The sequence below is a fragment of the Brucella sp. 22210 genome, from assembly GCF_052045675.1.
Classification (GTDB): domain Bacteria; phylum Pseudomonadota; class Alphaproteobacteria; order Rhizobiales; family Rhizobiaceae; genus Brucella.
Genome location: NZ_JBQEPD010000002.1, coordinates 322580 through 338082, shown reverse-complemented (window position 1 = coordinate 338082; position 15503 = coordinate 322580). Strand labels below are relative to the sequence as shown.

Sequence of the window (15503 nt, the reverse complement as noted above, 5' to 3'; positions counted from 1 at the left end):
TGACGGTTTGCTTATTTTTCCGGTTCCGGCTTTAGCAAACACCAAAGATTGCGCCGTTCAAGTACCACAGCGGCGAAAATATTCTCGATTGCGACGTCTGTCTCTTTTGTCGTGATGAGAATGAAAAATATCCCGCACTTTTTCTGGAACGGCTCGAAGTTGCGCCATGTTACGGATCAGCTCCCCGGTTTCAACCCTGCCACGCCAAAATGCCGGATAAAATCAGTTGGATGAGCGATCCCGGTTGTCGAAAAGACAAGCGCACTCTATTTGAAAGGGAACAACGTTTCTTGCTCGCGCCTTTTCGGGAAACGACGTTTTTTGCGGACGGATCGGCGCGTGAGCGAAAATGGTTCGAAGTCCCGGAATTGCGGGCCAAATGAAGGATGATCGATAGTGTGGAATGCAGTGCGGGCCGTTTTCTCCTTCCTAGGTCGTATGATTGCGGGTCTGGCCCGGCTGATAGCCATTCCGCTGGCCGCTTTGTGGCGGCTTTATCTTAAGTTCGGAATATTGTGGAAAGCCATAATTGGCGTCGTCGTGGTCGGTCTGGCCGCGCTCTATATCTATTTTATCTGGCAGACTCAGGTCTGGACCAATTTCGATCCGGACTATCCGGCAAAGTATAGTTATCAGACCGCCCAGACGCCCGGCGAGGAAGTAAGTTCGCAGCCCGCACCCGCTGCGCCAGCACAAGCCCCGGAACCGGCACCATCCACCGGAACCGCGACCGGATCGGGCAATGACCAACCGTCTTCCGAAACGCCACAGACTGCACAGCCGGTTCAGGCGGCACAAATTCCGTCAACGGCGCGCAAGTGCTCGCGTTCGGCGATTGCCGAGGTTGCTGCAGACCTCACCGATTTCAATGTGAACCAGAATGCGTGGATTTCCTCCATGCTGCTCTACAAGGCCGGCTTCTTCGGTCTTGACTGGGATCGCACACCGTTTCTCGACAACAAGGCCTCGTTCCAGCGTGGTATCAATGCCGCCGTGCGTCGTACGGCGATTGAACTGGTGGACAATATCGGCCGTCTGCGCGGCACATCGCAGATCGATGGCGATCTGCAAAAGGCGCGTGGCAATTTGCAGTTTGCCGAGGATTCCTGGTATTTCGGCCTGAGCCCGTTCGGTCCGAAGACCCCGACGCCGAGCTATTATCGTTCGGCAATCAAGGATCTGCGTTCGTTCAATACGCGCCTTGAAAACTGTCAGGCCACGTTTGATGCCCGCGCCGACAATCTGATCCAGTTTGTCGACCGTATCGCCAGCGATCTGGGTTCCACCTCGGCGATCCTCAAAGACCGCGCGGAGAACTATCATAATGGCTGGTTCGACACCCGTGCGGATGACCGCTTCTGGTTCGCCTATGGTCAGCTCTACGCCTATTACGGCCTGCTCCGCTCGGCGCATTCCGATTTCCGCGGCGTGCTGGCTGAAAAGCACCTCGACGGTGTGTGGGACGAGATGGAAAAGCAGATGCGTTCGGCGCTCGACATGCAGCCTTTCATCGTTTCCAACGGCAGCCCGGATGCGTGGTTTACACCGTCGCATCTGACCACGATGGGCTTCTATATCCTGCGCGTTCGTTCCAATCTGGTCGACGTGAAGCAGGTTCTGGAGCGCTGACGGGCAATGGAACTGCCTCCGATTTTGCGACAGGCGGTGGATGCCGCGCTTGAGGGCGTGGCATTGGCCGATCTCAAGCGCGCCTCCGACCTGCTGTCGCGCCGCTATCGCGCCGAGACGCGGGACGGTCGCCTGCATATTTCCGACGATCTGGCTGCGAAAGCCTATCTCGCGGCGCGGCTGCCTGCCACTTATGCGGCGGTCCGCGCAAGCCTCGACAGTGCTGCGGAAGTCTGCCCGGATTTCGCGCCGCAATCGATGCTGGATGTCGGCGCTGGGCCGGGTACGGCGCTATGGGCGGCTCGGGGATGCTGGCCGTCGCTTGAAAACGCCACGATGATCGAAGCAAGCCCGGCCATTCGCGCCGTTGGTAGCAGTCTGGCCACACAGAGCGGTCTGGCATCGCTCGACTGGCGCGCCGGCGATGTGGTGAAGGAAAAGCTCGATTTTCCGCAAGCCGATCTCGTCACCATTGCCTATGTGCTGGATGAGCTGGGGCCCGATGATCGGCGCAAGCTGGTTGCGCAGCTTTGGGCGTCTGCACGGCAGATGTTCGTGATTGTTGAGCCGGGCACGCCTGCGGGCTGGCAGCGCATTCTTGATGCATGCACGGCGCTGATCGGGCTGGGTGCAACGATTGCCGCGCCTTGCCCGCACCAACTGGATTGCCCGCTGGTCGCACCGGACTGGTGCCATTTCTCACGCCGCGTTGCCCGTTCGCGCATTCACCGCATGACCAAGGATGCGGAAGTGCCGTGGGAGGATGAGAAGTTCATCTATCTCGCCGCCATGCGTGAACCGTCCGATGCCGTTGAAGCGCGGGTCGTTGCCCCGACGAGGGTTGGCGGTGGCAAAGTTTCGGTTAAGCTCTGCAAGGATGACGGCAGCGCGGACGAACGTCTGCTGACCAAGCGCGATGGGGACCTGTTCCGCTGGGCGCGCCGCGCCGATTGGGGCGATGCCTTATTGAGAGATTGAGTTGGAACCAAAGCGATGAAGATCAGTCTGGTCCAGTTACGTCTGCTGCAAGCTGTCGCCGAAACCGGCAGCGTCGGTGCTGCGGCGCGCCAGCTGGGTCTGACGCAATCAGGAGCCAGTCAGGCGATTGCGACGCTGGAAAAGATGCTGGGCCTTGACGTGCTGGCGCGCAAACGAGACGGCGCAACCCTGACCGCCTTTGGCCAGTCTATCCTCGACGATGCCAGGACCGCTCTTGCAGCGGTGGAGCGGATAGAGCTGCAAGCACGAAGCAGTGTTTCAGCGGGCCCCGAACGGCTCCGTATTGCGGCCATTCCAAGCCAACTCGAATATGTTTTGCCCGGTTTGCGGAAAGTTTTTCAGCGGCTCTATCCGGCTATTGAACTCAGCGCTTTCGAAGGCGGACATGATGTCGTGAGCCAGTGGGTGCGGGACGGCATTGCCGATCTTGGCATAACCTCGCTGCCCACACCGGAGCTGGAAGCGTGCGACATTGGTCAGGAGGAGCTTGTCGTGGTGGGACGCAGCGACGATCCATTCATGCGGCACGACAGGGTCGCCGTCGAGACCCTGCGGGATCGCCAGCTGATTGCCGCCGCAGGCTGTGAGATGATCATCGACCGCATCATTCACGGCGATGGTAAGACCTGCAGCGAGCAGGTACGCACCCGTGATGTGGCCACCGTGCTGGAAATGGTGCGGCATGGTATTGGCACCACGCTTTTATCGGAGATCAGCCTGCCGGGTGCGGACCTGCACGGATTGCGGGCGCTCCGTCTCAATCCGCCGACATTTCGCACTGTCTATATCGTATTTCGGGCGGACAGTCCGGTCCGCCATCTGGTCGAACGGTTCTGCGATGTGGCGCAGGATGCCAAAAGCAAAACGGCATAAGAAACTCTAATATCTCATATCTCGCTTATCCGTGGTGTCCGTCGCGGCGAAGAGTGCAATAGTCCGGCTCTTCTTCGACAATCCCGCAGCGAGCAACCATGACCGCCATCGCCGACAACAATCCGACACGTTCGACATCTGATACCATACGCGGTCTGGCCTGGGGGCTTTCCGGGGTTCTGGTATGGTCCGGATCATTCGTTTTGACACGTTTCGGGTTCAAGACCGCGCTTACGCCTTTCGATATCATCGCTTTGCGCTTTGGCGTGGCGGGGCTGGTGCTGCTGCCGATTGTTGTCCTGAAGGGCTTTGGCTTTCGACAGCTTGGGCTGCCGGGCTTTGTGCTGCTGGTTTCCGGCGCAGGTGCGCCTTATGCCCTGATGACCGCCTATGGTCTGCAATTTGCCCCCGCATCCCGTGCGGCAGCGCTCATTCCGGGCATCATGACAGTGCTCGTGGCCATTCTGGGCGTGGTGCTTCTGGGAGAACGTCTTGCAATGTCGCGCTGGCTGGGGGTGGTTCTGATCCTGATCGGCAGCATGCTGATCGCCGGGCTGTCGCAACTGGGCGGGCAGGAAATGATCGGACACATCGCCTTCTTCGCAGCGGCGCTGATATGGGCGATCTATGTCATGGTGTTTCGCAGCAAGGGGATGGACGGGCTGCACGCGACGGCGCTTTCAGCGGTCGCCTCGGCCCTGTTCTATCTGCCGATCTATGCGCTTTTTCTGCCCAAGGGGCTTGGTGCAACATCCTGGGGCGATATCACCCTGCAAGGGTTTTATCAGGGCGTTCTCACTTCGGCCTTTGGCGTCTTTGCCTTCAACCGCGCTGTTGTTCTGCTGGGAACGGCGGCCGGGGCTGCACTTTCGGCGCTGATCCCCGTCATCACGCTGGTTCTTGCCCTTGTCCTGCTTGGCGAAGTGCCGGGCTTTACCGACACGCTCGCCGCGCTCCTGACCAGTGTCGGTGTGCTGGCACTGAACAGGAAGGGCAAAAAGCCGGTCGCGTCATGAAGCCTGCAGAACGACGCGCGGGGCAGGGCGGTTGATGATGAATACCATCGCCGCCGCAGCAAGGCACATGGCGCCAGCCAGAACGAGTGCTGGCGTATAGCTGTCATAGTCGGTGCGGACGAAGCCCGCAAAACCGGCGGCGGCAGCGGCGCCAATCTGGTGGCCTGTGAACACCCAGCCGAAGACCAGACCGGCCTTTTCCGGGCCGAAACGTTCGGCGGCGAGCTTCACCGTCGGCGGTACGGTTGCGACCCAGTCGAGACCGTAGAAGACGGCGAACAGCGCCAGTTCATAAACCGAGAAGTCGGTGAAGGTCAGATAGATCAGCGACAGGCCGCGCAGCGCATAGAACCAGAACAACAGCCAGCGATTGTCGAAACGGTCGGAGAGCCAGCCGGACATGATCGTGCCGATCAGGTCGAATGCGCCGATGACTGCGAGGATTCCGGCTGCACCAACCGGCGCGATGCCGTAGTCACCGCAAAGCGTGATCCAGTGGGTCTGGATGAGGCCGTTGGTCGAGAAACCGCAGACGAAGAAGGTCAGGAACAGCACCCAGAAAGTGGAGGTCGAGGACGCTTCGCGCAGGGTCACCAGCGGCGAGGCAAGCATGGCGCCAAAGCTCTTCTTCGGTTCAGGTGCTGGCAGCGGAGCCGTGCGGCCATAGGGCTTCAGGCCGATATCTGCCGGGTGATCGCGCATCAAAGCGAGAACCAGCAACAGCGCAACGGTCAGGAATCCGATGACGATGGTAAGCGATGCGCGCCAGCCAATGGTCTGGCTGACACTGGCGAGGATCGGCATGAAAACCAGCTGGCCAGTGGCATTGCTGGCGGTCATCAGGCCGACCACGAGGCCACGGCGCTTTTCAAACCAGCGGGCGGCAACCGTTGCACCCAGCACGAGCGCGGTCATGCCGGTGCCGACACCGATCACGACGCCCCAAAGGCCCACCATCTGCCATTCCTCCGTCATAAAGATGGAGCCGAGAAGGCCGCTGGCGATCAGGATCAGCGCTGCGGTCACAACGCGGCGCAGGCCGAACTGGTTCATGAAGGCGGCCGCAAACGGTCCCATCAGGCCGAACAGAACCAGACGAAGCGCCATGGCAAAGGAGATATTGGCGTTGGTCCAGCCGAATTCGCGCTGGAGCGGTTCGATCAATATGCCTGCCGACCCCATGGCGGCAGCCGTTGCCAGCATGGTCAGGAAGGTAATGGCGGCGACAACCCATCCGTAATGGATGTTTCTCTGTTCGAGAACGCGTGCGAGGCGGGCAGATATCATCTTGAGCGCTTTCGGTTAGGGGCATTTTTGCAAAAATGGCCACGGATAGGAAGGCGAGCTTCTTTGCGCGTAGCCGCAGAAGCGCGCTCCGTCATTGTTTCCAGTCAAGTCAGTTCAGTTAGAGGGTCGCGTCCAGCGGGCTTCAGAGTGCCTGAAGCAGCGCCTGCAACTGTTCGACCCCGTTATTTCCAAGTTTTTCTTCGATTTCTTCCTGGGCTTTATCCCAGAGCGGACCACCACGGGTGAGAAGCTCCCGGCCCGTATCGGTCAATCTGATATTGGTTTCGCGATGGTCTTCGCCCTGGCCGGGCTCAACCAGTCCCATGCGCTGCAACACCTTGGCGTTGCGCCCCATCGTGGAGCGATCAAGCTCCGCCGTGCGCGCCAGTTCGGTGATCGACAGTGTGCCCGCGCGGTCAAGCCGACGCAGCAGGCTGAACTGTGCGACATTGATGCCAAGCGGCGCCAGCGCCTCGTCATAGATGGCGGAGGTTTTGCGCGATGCCTGACGCAGAAGTATGCAGAAACAAGAATGTGCCATAATGCGGGTATATACCCGCAAATGAATTCTGGCAAGCATTCATTGCTGGAGCAGGAAGGATCCTGTCAGCGTGGTGATGGCCATGAGAGGCCTATTATACCGCGATATGCGCGGTTTCCTTGACTTCTTCCATGACGGCATAGGTGTGAGATTCCCGCACGCCCGGCAGAGAAAGAAGCGCTTCGGACAGGAAACGGCGATAATGATCCATGTCGGAAACGCGGGCCTTGACGAGATAGTCGAAGCCGCCTGCCACCATATGGCATTCGAGAACGTCTGGATTGTTGCGCGTGAACGTCGCGAAGGTCTCGAAGACTTCCGGCGTTGTGCGGTCGAGCTTGATCTCGATGAAAACCAGCATGGCGCGGTCGAGCATCTTGGGCGACAGCCGTGCCGAATAGCCCAGAATATAGCCTTCCCGGGTCAGGCGCTTGACGCGTTCGGCAGTCGCTGTCTGCGAGAGATTGATGCGATCGGCAAGCTCGGTATTGGTCAGGCGCCCGTTCTCCTGAAGGGCCTGTAGGATGTTCCTGTCCATGGCATCAAGGTTCTTCATGCGTGTGTCCCCAACTGGTCGCCTGTTTGCGGCGACTCTTTTCTTCATGCGTTCGTTCTGAATTAAGTCACGGGAATGAATCTGAAATCCGCGCTGGGCGCAAGACGAAACTTGTTCAGAAGGCTGACAAATTTGCGGGGACTGGTGCGCCATGTCCCAAATACGAACAGGCGGCTCCGAATCAATTACTAGTTGCCAAGTATATGCAACTCATGGTAGTGATTAGCCATACTGAAAGTCGTATTACACGTATAAATTTAGTCATTTGGGGGGCGAGGAGCCTCGTTTTGATCAGGCAAGGCACCCCGCTTCCTTGTCTGTATGTCCTCATTAAGGACAGGGAAAAGTCCGGACCTTCCGTGGTGTCCGGACTTTTCTTTTTTCGGTTCCGAGGGCTTAGCATAATTCTGACAGGTATAGGCCTGACAACAATGACAGGGTAGGCTCATCGGGGCCGGGTATCGGGTCTGTCGGGAAAAATGCGAGGCCACAATTTTCCGGTTGCAAGCCGCCCGGCGGGGCGCTAACACTAGCGCCCATGAACATTTCGCACATTCGCATCAACGGTTGGTGGTGGGCTCGCTAAAAGCGGCCACGCAGGCGTTTGCGCATATGCGTTCAGGAGACAGGGCCGCTGGGATTATCCGGGCGGCCTTTTTGTTTGGCTGCCCGAATAGGACCGAAGCCCGGAATTATTCGAAAACCAAAGCAATTGGGATTAGCCGACCATGAATGCGAAGATAGCGGATAGCGAGATATTTCAGCACGAAACGGCTGGCGGCATTGTCGTCGAGCGCGTGCGCCATCTCACTGCGTATAAGGGCGCCATCGAAACCTATATCGATGTGCTCAATGAAAGACGCGGTGCGGTGTTCTCATCCAACTACGAATATCCGGGCCGCTATACGCGATGGGATACGGCAATCGTCGATCCGCCAGTGGTGATCACGTCGCGCCAGCGCACCATGCGCATTGAAGCGTTGAACGCCCGTGGCGTCATCCTGCTGCGCCCCATTCTCGATACAGTGCAGGCTTTGGGCGAAGTGACGGTGGATACGTCCACGCAGGATCGCATCGAGCTGACCATTGCGGAGCCGACCGGCACATTTACCGAAGAAGAGCGTTCGCGCATGCCTTCGGTGTTCACGGTGCTGCGCGCCATTGTCGGGCTGTTCTTCTCGGAAGAAGATGCCAATCTCGGCCTTTACGGTGCCTTCGGTTACGATCTGGCGTTCCAGTTCGACCCGATCCAGTACAAGCTCAAGCGCCCGGAAACCCAGCGCGATCTGGTGCTGTTCATTCCCGACGAGATCTTTGTCGCCGACCACTATGCAGCACGCGCCTGGGTCGATCGTTATGAATTCACCTGCGGCGGTTCCTCGACGCATGGTCTTGCGCGGGCAACGCCTGCCGAGGCGTTCAAGCCTTCGGAACGTACATTGCCGCGTGGCGATCACAATCCGGGCGAATATGCCAAGCTGGTCGAGCGCGCCAAGGATAGTTTCAAGCGCGGCGATCTGTTCGAGGTCGTGCCGGGTCAGACCTTCTATGAGCGTTGCCACACTGCACCGTCGGAAATCTTCCGTCGCCTGAAGACGATCAATCCGTCGCCTTATTCCTTCTTCATCAATCTGGGCGAGAACGAATATCTGGTTGGCGCATCGCCGGAAATGTTCGTGCGCGTCAATGGCCGTCGCATCGAAACCTGCCCGATTTCGGGCACGATCAAGCGCGGCGAGGATGCGATTTCGGATTCGGAGCAGATTCTGAAACTGCTCAATTCCAAGAAGGATGAGTCCGAGCTGACCATGTGTTCGGATGTGGATCGCAACGACAAGAGCCGTGTCTGCGAGCCGGGTTCGGTGCGGGTGATTGGTCGCCGCCAGATCGAAATGTATTCGCGCCTGATCCATACGGTTGATCATATTGAAGGTCGCCTGCGTGACGGTATGGATGCTTTCGACGGTTTCCTCAGCCATGCATGGGCTGTGACCGTGACCGGCGCGCCGAAATTGTGGGCGATGCGTTTCCTTGAGGAAAACGAGCGCAGCCCGCGTGCATGGTATGGCGGCGCCATCGGCATGATGCATTTCAACGGCGACATGAATACCGGTCTCACGCTGCGCACCATCCGCATCAAGGATGGCGTGGCTGAAATCCGTGCCGGTGCAACGCTGCTGTTTGATTCCAACCCGGAAGAAGAAGAGGCGGAAACCGAGCTGAAGGCTTCGGCGATGATCGCGGCTGTGCGTGAGGCGCAGAAGAGCAATCATGTTGCTGAAGAACGTGTGGCCGCCAAGGTAGGCGAGGGCATCTCGGTCCTGCTGGTGGATCACGAAGATTCCTTCGTACACACGCTGGCCAATTATTTCCGCCAGACGGGCGCAACCGTATCGACGGTGCGCTCGCCAGTCGCCGACGACATTTTCGACCGCGTCAATCCTGATCTCGTGGTGCTTTCGCCGGGGCCGGGTTCACCGCAGGATTTCGACTGCAAGGCAACCATCGACAAGGCGCGCAAGCGCGAACTGCCGATCTTCGGCGTCTGCCTTGGCCTTCAGGCTCTGGCGGAAGCCTATGGCGGCACGTTGCGCCAGTTGCGTATTCCGATGCATGGCAAGCCGTCGCGCATTCGCGTGTCGAAGCCGGAACGCATTTTCTCCGGTCTGCCGAAGGAAGTGACGGTCGGGCGCTACCATTCGATCTTTGCCGATCCGGAGCGTCTGCCGGATGATTTCCTCGTTACAGCGGAAACCGAAGACGGTGTGATCATGGCTTTCGAGCATAAGAAGGAACCGGTGGCGGCTGTTCAGTTCCACCCGGAATCGATCATGACACTCGGTCATAATGCCGGTATGCGCATAATCGAGAATGTGGTGACGCATCTGGCGGGCAAACACAAAAAAGCGCGCCGCAGCAACTACTGAAAAGGCGCTTCATCGCGTTGATATTCAACCGGTCGCAGTCACCCTGCGGCCGGTTTTGTTTTGGGATTTCGACGGTGCGTTTCCGCGGCTTGCTCTGGCAACGCATTTTCAACTGTAATGCCTTGCATTTGCAGGAAAAATTAAATGCGATAACTGGAAAAACAGGGGTACGAACTTCGATTGTTCTGGGGTATAGAGCGGTCATTGAAGCACATCCCAAAAAGTGTGAAACGGTTTTTGGACAAGATGCGCTTTAGACAATGCAGTTGCATAGGACTGACCGGCTCTGAAAGCTAATTTCAAGCCAAAGCCGGTGCGCATGAGCCCAATATGCATGAGCCTGAATTGATCAAGGTCCGGTTTTTGGGCCTGTCTCGGGCAGTAATTAGATAAATCAAAGGTTCGTCATGGACGCGAGTGCAAGAGTTCGGCGGCTAGCCGCATGGTCGATTCCCATTGCCTTTGGGGTGATGGGGCTGAAATATGTGGCCTATATGCTCACCGGCTCGGTGGCGCTCTATTCCGATGCGCTCGAATCCATCGTCAATGTCATCGCGGCAGTGGGCGCCTGGTGGGCGATCAGCGTGAGCTATAAGCCCGCCGATGAAAATCACCCGTTCGGTCATCACAAGGCGGAATATATTTCGGCGGTTGTCGAGGGCGTTTTGATCACCGTTGCGGCGCTGTTGATCTTCCGCGAGGCTTGGTTTGCCTTGCAGACCCCGCGCCAGCTCGAAGCACCATGGCTTGGCCTCGGCATCAACACAGTTGCCGCTGTCGTCAATGGCGTCTGGGCCACACTCCTGATCCGTACCGGGCGTGCGGCACGGTCTCCAGCGCTGGAAGCCGATGGCAAGCACATCATGACCGACGTATTCACGTCGCTGGGCGTGCTGGTCGGTCTGGTGGGTGCTGTCGTCACCGGTTGGGCAATCCTCGATCCGCTGCTCGCCATTGTCGTGGCGCTGAATATTCTGTGGCAGGGCTGGCATGTGATCAACTCGTCGGTGCAGGGATTGATGGATATTGGCGTCGAGCCAGCCGAGGAAATGCGCATTCGCGATGTCATTTCGTCCAATGCAGCAGGCGCCATTGAAGTGCACGATCTGAAAACGCGTATCGCCGGGCGCGTTACCTTCATCGAGTTTCATCTGGTTGTGGCTGCGGACATGAGCGTCGGCGATGCGCATGTGATCTGCGACCGCATTGAAGATGCCCTGAAAGAACAGATCGGCAGCGCCCGCGTCGTCATCCATGTTGAACCGGAAGACGAGGCGAAATTGCCTTTGGGTACAAGTGCGGTTCCCTTCGCTTGATTGAAATACCGTGCTGACCGAAGCAACTGGCGTAAATGCATCTTGCATCGGTCAAATCGCGCGTGTAAAAGCTTGACCATGATGACGAAGAACGCAACATCTCTGGGACATTCGGCTGCCGCCACTGGCGCGCGCGTCGATGTTTGCGTTCTCAACTCGCTTCTTACCCTCGGCCTTAGCGGCGATCGCCGGGCTCGTTGAAGGAGCGTCCGGCGGTCGAAAACGGTCCCGCTGGCCTGTGCTCCTTTTCATAAAACCCTTACAATCGATCATGAATATCCGTGCTTGACGGGCTTTAATGCCGTCCAGAAGCCGGGAGGAAACGAGAAATGAACCAGTCCGTTATCACGCCGCAATCCGTCGCCGAAGCCGAACGTAAAGGCATGCGGGACGCAGCCACCAAATATTCGCCATTCCCGGCTCCCAAGCTCGACGACCGTACCTGGCCATCCAAGCGCATCGAAAAAGCGCCGATCTGGTGCTCGGTCGATCTGCGCGACGGCAATCAGGCTTTGATCGACCCGATGGGTCACGACCGCAAGGAGCGCATGTTCCGCTTGCTGGTCGATATGGGTTTCCCGGAAATCGAAATCGGCTTTCCATCTGCCTCGCAGACGGATTTCGACTTCTGCCGCTGGGCGATTGAACAGGGCAATGTGCCGGACGAGCTGGATTTGCAGGTTTTGGTGCAGTGCCGTCCTGAACTGATCACCCGTACGTTCGAAGCTTTGGAAGGCGCAAAGACGCCGATCATCCACTTCTACAATTCCACCAGCGAATTGCAGCGTCGCGTGGTTTTCGCCAAGGATGTTGGCGGGATCAAGCAGATCGCGACCGATGCCGCCAAGATGATCATGGATATGGCGGCCAAGGCAGGTGGCGGCTATCGCTTCCAGTATTCGCCGGAAAGCTTTACCGGCACCGAGCTGGATGTGGCGCTGGAAATCTGCAATGCGGTCATCGAGATCGTGAAGCCGACAGCGGACAACAAGCTGATCGTCAATCTGCCGTCCACGGTGGAAATGAACACGCCGAATGTCTATGCCGACCAGATCGAATGGATGTGCCGCAATCTCGACAATCGCGAAAACCTGATCATTTCGCTGCACCCGCATAATGACCGCGGTACGGGCATCGCTGCGACGGAACTGGGCCTGATGGCCGGTGCCGATCGCGTCGAAGGCACCTTGTTTGGCAATGGCGAACGCACCGGCAATGTGGATGTGGTAACGCTGGCGTTGAACATGTACACGCAGGGCATCGATCCCGAGCTGGATTGCACGGACATCAATCGCATGAAGGATGTCTATGAATATTCGAACCAGCTGAAGATCGCAGAGCGTCACCCCTATGTCGGCGAGCTGGTCTATACCGCTTTCTCCGGCTCGCATCAGGATGCGATCAACAAGGGCATGAAGGCGCGCAAGTCGGCCAATTCGCCGGTTTGGGAAGTGCCTTATCTGCCGATCGACCCGCAGGACGTTGGCCGTTCCTACGAAGCGATCATCCGCATCAATTCGCAGTCGGGCAAGGGCGGCATCGCCTATATCCTGCAGGCCGATTACGGTTTGAACCTGCCGCGCAATCTGCAGGTCGAGTTCCGCGAAATCATCCAGCAGATCACGGACGACGAAGGCAAGGAATTGCCGTCCAAGCGCATTCATGAAGAGTTCCAGAAACTCTATGTGACGCAGCCGGATGCCCGCATCAAGTTCGTGGATCACCACACCATCCCGGATCCTGAACAGAAGGGTCGCCGCATTCTCACTGCCGAAATTACCGATAACGGCGTGACCAAGAATATCGAAGGCAAGGGCACCGGTCCGATTGACGGCTTTGTCGACGCGCTGTCGAAATATCTCGGCGTGAAGATGTCGGTCGTGGATTATTCCGAACATTCGCTCCAGCAGGGTTCGGATGCATCGGCCATCTCCTATGTTGAAATGGCGCATCCGGGCGGTAAGCTGTTCGGTGCCGGCATCAACGACAATATCGTCAGCGCATCGCTGGAAGCCATCGTATCGGCGGCCAACCGGGTGATCGGTCAGTAACCGAAGGCTATTGAACGAAAAAGGCGGCACACTGTGCCGCCTTTTTCATTTGTAGAGTTCCTGCTCGGATATCTTGAAAATGCGCTCGCTTGCATCTTCGATGCCGTGCTGTTCCCAGAGGCAATGCCAGCCGCCATCCAGCTTGCGGTCGATGTTGAAGAGATTGTAGCGGGCAGGCGGCTTGTGGCCGCCATAGTTCTGACTGGCCGACGGGACGCAGATCACAGGCATTTTGCCGTTGGTTCCGTCGATTTCATATTTCGTCGCCAGATGCGTGTGGCCGTGAATGACCAGTTCCGCGCCATGCTTGCGGATGATCTTTTGAAAACGGCGGATGCCGTAAAGTCGCTTGTGGGTCGGCGTTGCACCGTGGATCGGCGGATGATGGATCATCACGACCCGGAAATGCCCGCGCGCACCTGCCTCATCGAGCGTGGCGGCAAGACGCTTGGCCTGCGCGGAGCGGAAATCGCCGCTTGCCATGAAAGGTGCTGTGGCGCGGGCCGACGAGACGCCGATCATCGCGACATCATCGCGCACACGCATATAAGGAAATTGCGGGCGTTTGCCCTTGTTGTCGATGCCGTCGCCGCGCATCCACGGTTCCCATTTGCGGCAGGACCGGTCGAGCGCGCCGGGGACATAGGCATCGTGATTGCCGGGCACGACCGAGACATCATCCGGGTTGCCCAGTTTCGACAGCCAGTCGGCGGCGATATCTATTTCCAGATTGAGAGCCAGATTGACCAGATCGCCAGTGACGGCAATATGATTCGGCGCTTGCGTCAGCATATCGGCTACAAGTTTATCGAGCACCGTTCCGTGCATTGCACCCTTGCGGTTGCGCAGCCAGTTGATATAACCGGTGATACGCTTCGAGGCCAATTCGCGATATCTCACACGCGGCAGTGGCGAAAGGTGGATATCGGAGATGTGAGCGAGGCGAAACATAAGGCCCGTTTACTGGATAATTTCTAAAATAGAAACCGTGTTTAGCGACTTTTTGTTGATGCGATTGCTGCATTGATAACTGCATATAATGTTTGCTGGAGAGTCGGAATGCGCTTTCGTCATTTTATATTTCATTCATATTTTCTTTTGCGGCGCCCCATGACACTTGGGGTAAGGGCAATTGTGTATGATGAAAAGATTAACTCTGTTTTTTTAGTAAGACATACTTACGTACCGGGATGGCAGTTGCCGGGCGGTGGTGTAGATAGTGGGGAGACTTTTCAGCAGGCGCTAGAAAAAGAATTGCGGGAAGAGGGTAATATTGTCCTGAAAGGCCGCCCCCAACTTCTTGCGCTTTACAAGAATGCCCATGCTTCTCCACGGGATCATGTAGCACTGTATGTATGCCGTTCTTTTGAACAACTTGCGCCGAAAGTGCCCGATAGGGAGATTGCCGAGAGTGGTTTCTTTCCGCTCGACGATCTTCCGGAAGGAACCACAGCTTCAACCAAGCGGCGTTTGCAGGAAGCCCTGTATGATCTGGAGCCGCTGCCGATGTGGTAATACCACTTGTGCCCGGCGGTTTTGTTTAACGCCGGGCGGAGATACTCTGTAATACTTTGGTATAAAGGGCGCAGGATGCGCCCTTTAAAATAGTCTGAAATTAGAAGCGGTAGGTGATACCGGTGCCGATCAGCCATGGATTGAGCTTGGCTTTGCCGCTCAGTTCCTGCCCGCCAACGGTGACGTCGAATTTCGGTTCGAGGAACAGCTTTTTCACGTCGAAGTTCAAGCCCCAATGTTCGTCGATCATATAGTCCACACCGAACTGGAGTGCGCCGCCAAACGTGTTCTTGACCTTCAGATAGTCGGCGCTGCCTGCATCCTGATTGTAGAAGATGGTGTAATTGACGCCTGCACCGACATAGGGCTTGAACGCGCCGAAATTGGTGAAGTGATATTGCAGGGTCAGGGTTGGCGGCAGAATCCAGGTCTTGCCAACGTTGCCCAGACTGCTGATGGAGCCTGCGCCGTTGATATTGGCATAGGTCGTGCCGAGAATGAGTTCGGCGGCGATATTGTCGGTGAAGTAATAGGTGATATCGAGTTCGGGCGTGATCGACTTCGAGTAGTCGAGGTCTGAACCCGGAACACCATTCACATGGCCCTTGTTTTCCGCAATCACCCCAAGGGCGCGCACGCGGATCTGCCATGGTGAAAGCGCTTCCGGTACAGCCTGAATTTCAGAGGCTGGCTGGGCGACCACAGTGTCGGCGGCAAAGGCGGCCGGGGCGGCAAATGTCAGCGCGGTTGCTGCAAGCAGCCCTTTCGCAAAACGGTTCATCAAATCTCTCCT

At 57.5% G+C, this 15503-nt stretch carries 13 protein-coding genes; 8 read left to right on the top strand and 5 right to left on the bottom strand.

Annotated features, from left to right (window positions below; translation table 11 throughout):
• Positions 1–438: 438 nt before the first annotated feature.
• The 4 genes from ACTJKP_RS04500 (at position 439) to ACTJKP_RS04485 (ending at position 4517) form a co-directional block, all read left to right on the top strand.
• Positions 439–1629, top strand: coding sequence for a DUF2333 family protein (locus tag ACTJKP_RS04500; RefSeq protein ID WP_440629883.1), 1191 nt, complete (start codon positions 439–441; stop codon positions 1627–1629).
• Positions 1630–1635: 6 nt separating this feature from the next.
• Complete coding sequence (locus ACTJKP_RS04495) at positions 1636–2607, top strand: small ribosomal subunit Rsm22 family protein (protein ID WP_440629818.1); 972 nt, start codon at positions 1636–1638, stop codon at positions 2605–2607.
• Between the two features lie 15 nt (positions 2608–2622).
• Positions 2623–3501 (top strand): LysR family transcriptional regulator, encoded by an 879-nt coding sequence (locus ACTJKP_RS04490; protein ID WP_440629817.1) that lies wholly within the window; start codon positions 2623–2625, stop codon positions 3499–3501.
• Positions 3502–3599: 98 nt separating this feature from the next.
• On the top strand, positions 3600–4517 hold the full coding sequence (locus tag ACTJKP_RS04485) for a DMT family transporter (RefSeq protein WP_440629816.1): 918 nt from the start codon (positions 3600–3602) through the stop codon (positions 4515–4517).
• Here the strand turns inward: ACTJKP_RS04485 and ACTJKP_RS04480 are convergent.
• From ACTJKP_RS04480 to ACTJKP_RS04470, 3 genes are all read right to left on the bottom strand, one after another.
• A complete protein-coding gene (locus ACTJKP_RS04480; RefSeq protein WP_440629815.1) occupies positions 4512–5804 on the bottom strand; it encodes an MFS transporter in 1293 nt (430 codons plus the stop codon). The two genes, ACTJKP_RS04485 and ACTJKP_RS04480, sit on opposite strands and share 6 nt — an antisense overlap.
• 142 nt (positions 5805–5946) lie before the next feature.
• Positions 5947–6345, bottom strand: coding sequence for a MarR family winged helix-turn-helix transcriptional regulator (locus ACTJKP_RS04475; RefSeq protein ID WP_440629814.1), 399 nt, complete (start codon positions 6343–6345; stop codon positions 5947–5949).
• Between the two features lie 94 nt (positions 6346–6439).
• Positions 6440–6901 (bottom strand): Lrp/AsnC ligand binding domain-containing protein, encoded by a 462-nt coding sequence (locus ACTJKP_RS04470; protein WP_078338776.1) that lies wholly within the window; start codon positions 6899–6901, stop codon positions 6440–6442.
• A 728-nt stretch (positions 6902–7629) separates the two neighbouring features.
• Here ACTJKP_RS04470 and ACTJKP_RS04465 point away from each other — a divergent pair.
• From ACTJKP_RS04465 to leuA, 3 genes are all read left to right on the top strand, one after another.
• Positions 7630–9828, top strand: coding sequence for an anthranilate synthase component I (locus tag ACTJKP_RS04465; RefSeq protein WP_078338775.1), 2199 nt, complete (start codon positions 7630–7632; stop codon positions 9826–9828).
• 407 nt (positions 9829–10235) lie between these two features.
• Entirely contained in the window at positions 10236–11144 is a 909-nt protein-coding gene (locus ACTJKP_RS04460) for a cation diffusion facilitator family transporter (protein ID WP_440629813.1), read from the top strand.
• A 329-nt stretch (positions 11145–11473) separates the two neighbouring features.
• Positions 11474–13195 carry a 2-isopropylmalate synthase gene (gene leuA / locus ACTJKP_RS04455; RefSeq protein ID WP_078338773.1) on the top strand — a complete coding sequence of 574 codons (1722 nt, stop codon included), beginning with the start codon at positions 11474–11476 and terminating at the stop codon, positions 13193–13195.
• A gap of 45 nt (positions 13196–13240) precedes the next feature.
• Here leuA and ACTJKP_RS04450 read toward each other — a convergent pair whose 3' ends face one another.
• On the bottom strand, positions 13241–14146 hold the full coding sequence (locus tag ACTJKP_RS04450) for a metallophosphoesterase family protein (protein ID WP_440629812.1): 906 nt from the start codon (positions 14144–14146) through the stop codon (positions 13241–13243).
• A gap of 108 nt (positions 14147–14254) precedes the next feature.
• Between ACTJKP_RS04450 and ACTJKP_RS04445 the strand changes: the two genes are divergently transcribed.
• Complete coding sequence (locus ACTJKP_RS04445; RefSeq protein WP_078338771.1) at positions 14255–14710, top strand: NUDIX domain-containing protein; 456 nt, start codon at positions 14255–14257, stop codon at positions 14708–14710.
• A 100-nt stretch (positions 14711–14810) separates the two neighbouring features.
• Here ACTJKP_RS04445 and ACTJKP_RS04440 read toward each other — a convergent pair whose 3' ends face one another.
• Positions 14811–15491 (bottom strand): OmpW/AlkL family protein, encoded by a 681-nt coding sequence (locus ACTJKP_RS04440; protein ID WP_440629811.1) that lies wholly within the window; start codon positions 15489–15491, stop codon positions 14811–14813.
• Positions 15492–15503 lie beyond the last annotated feature (12 nt).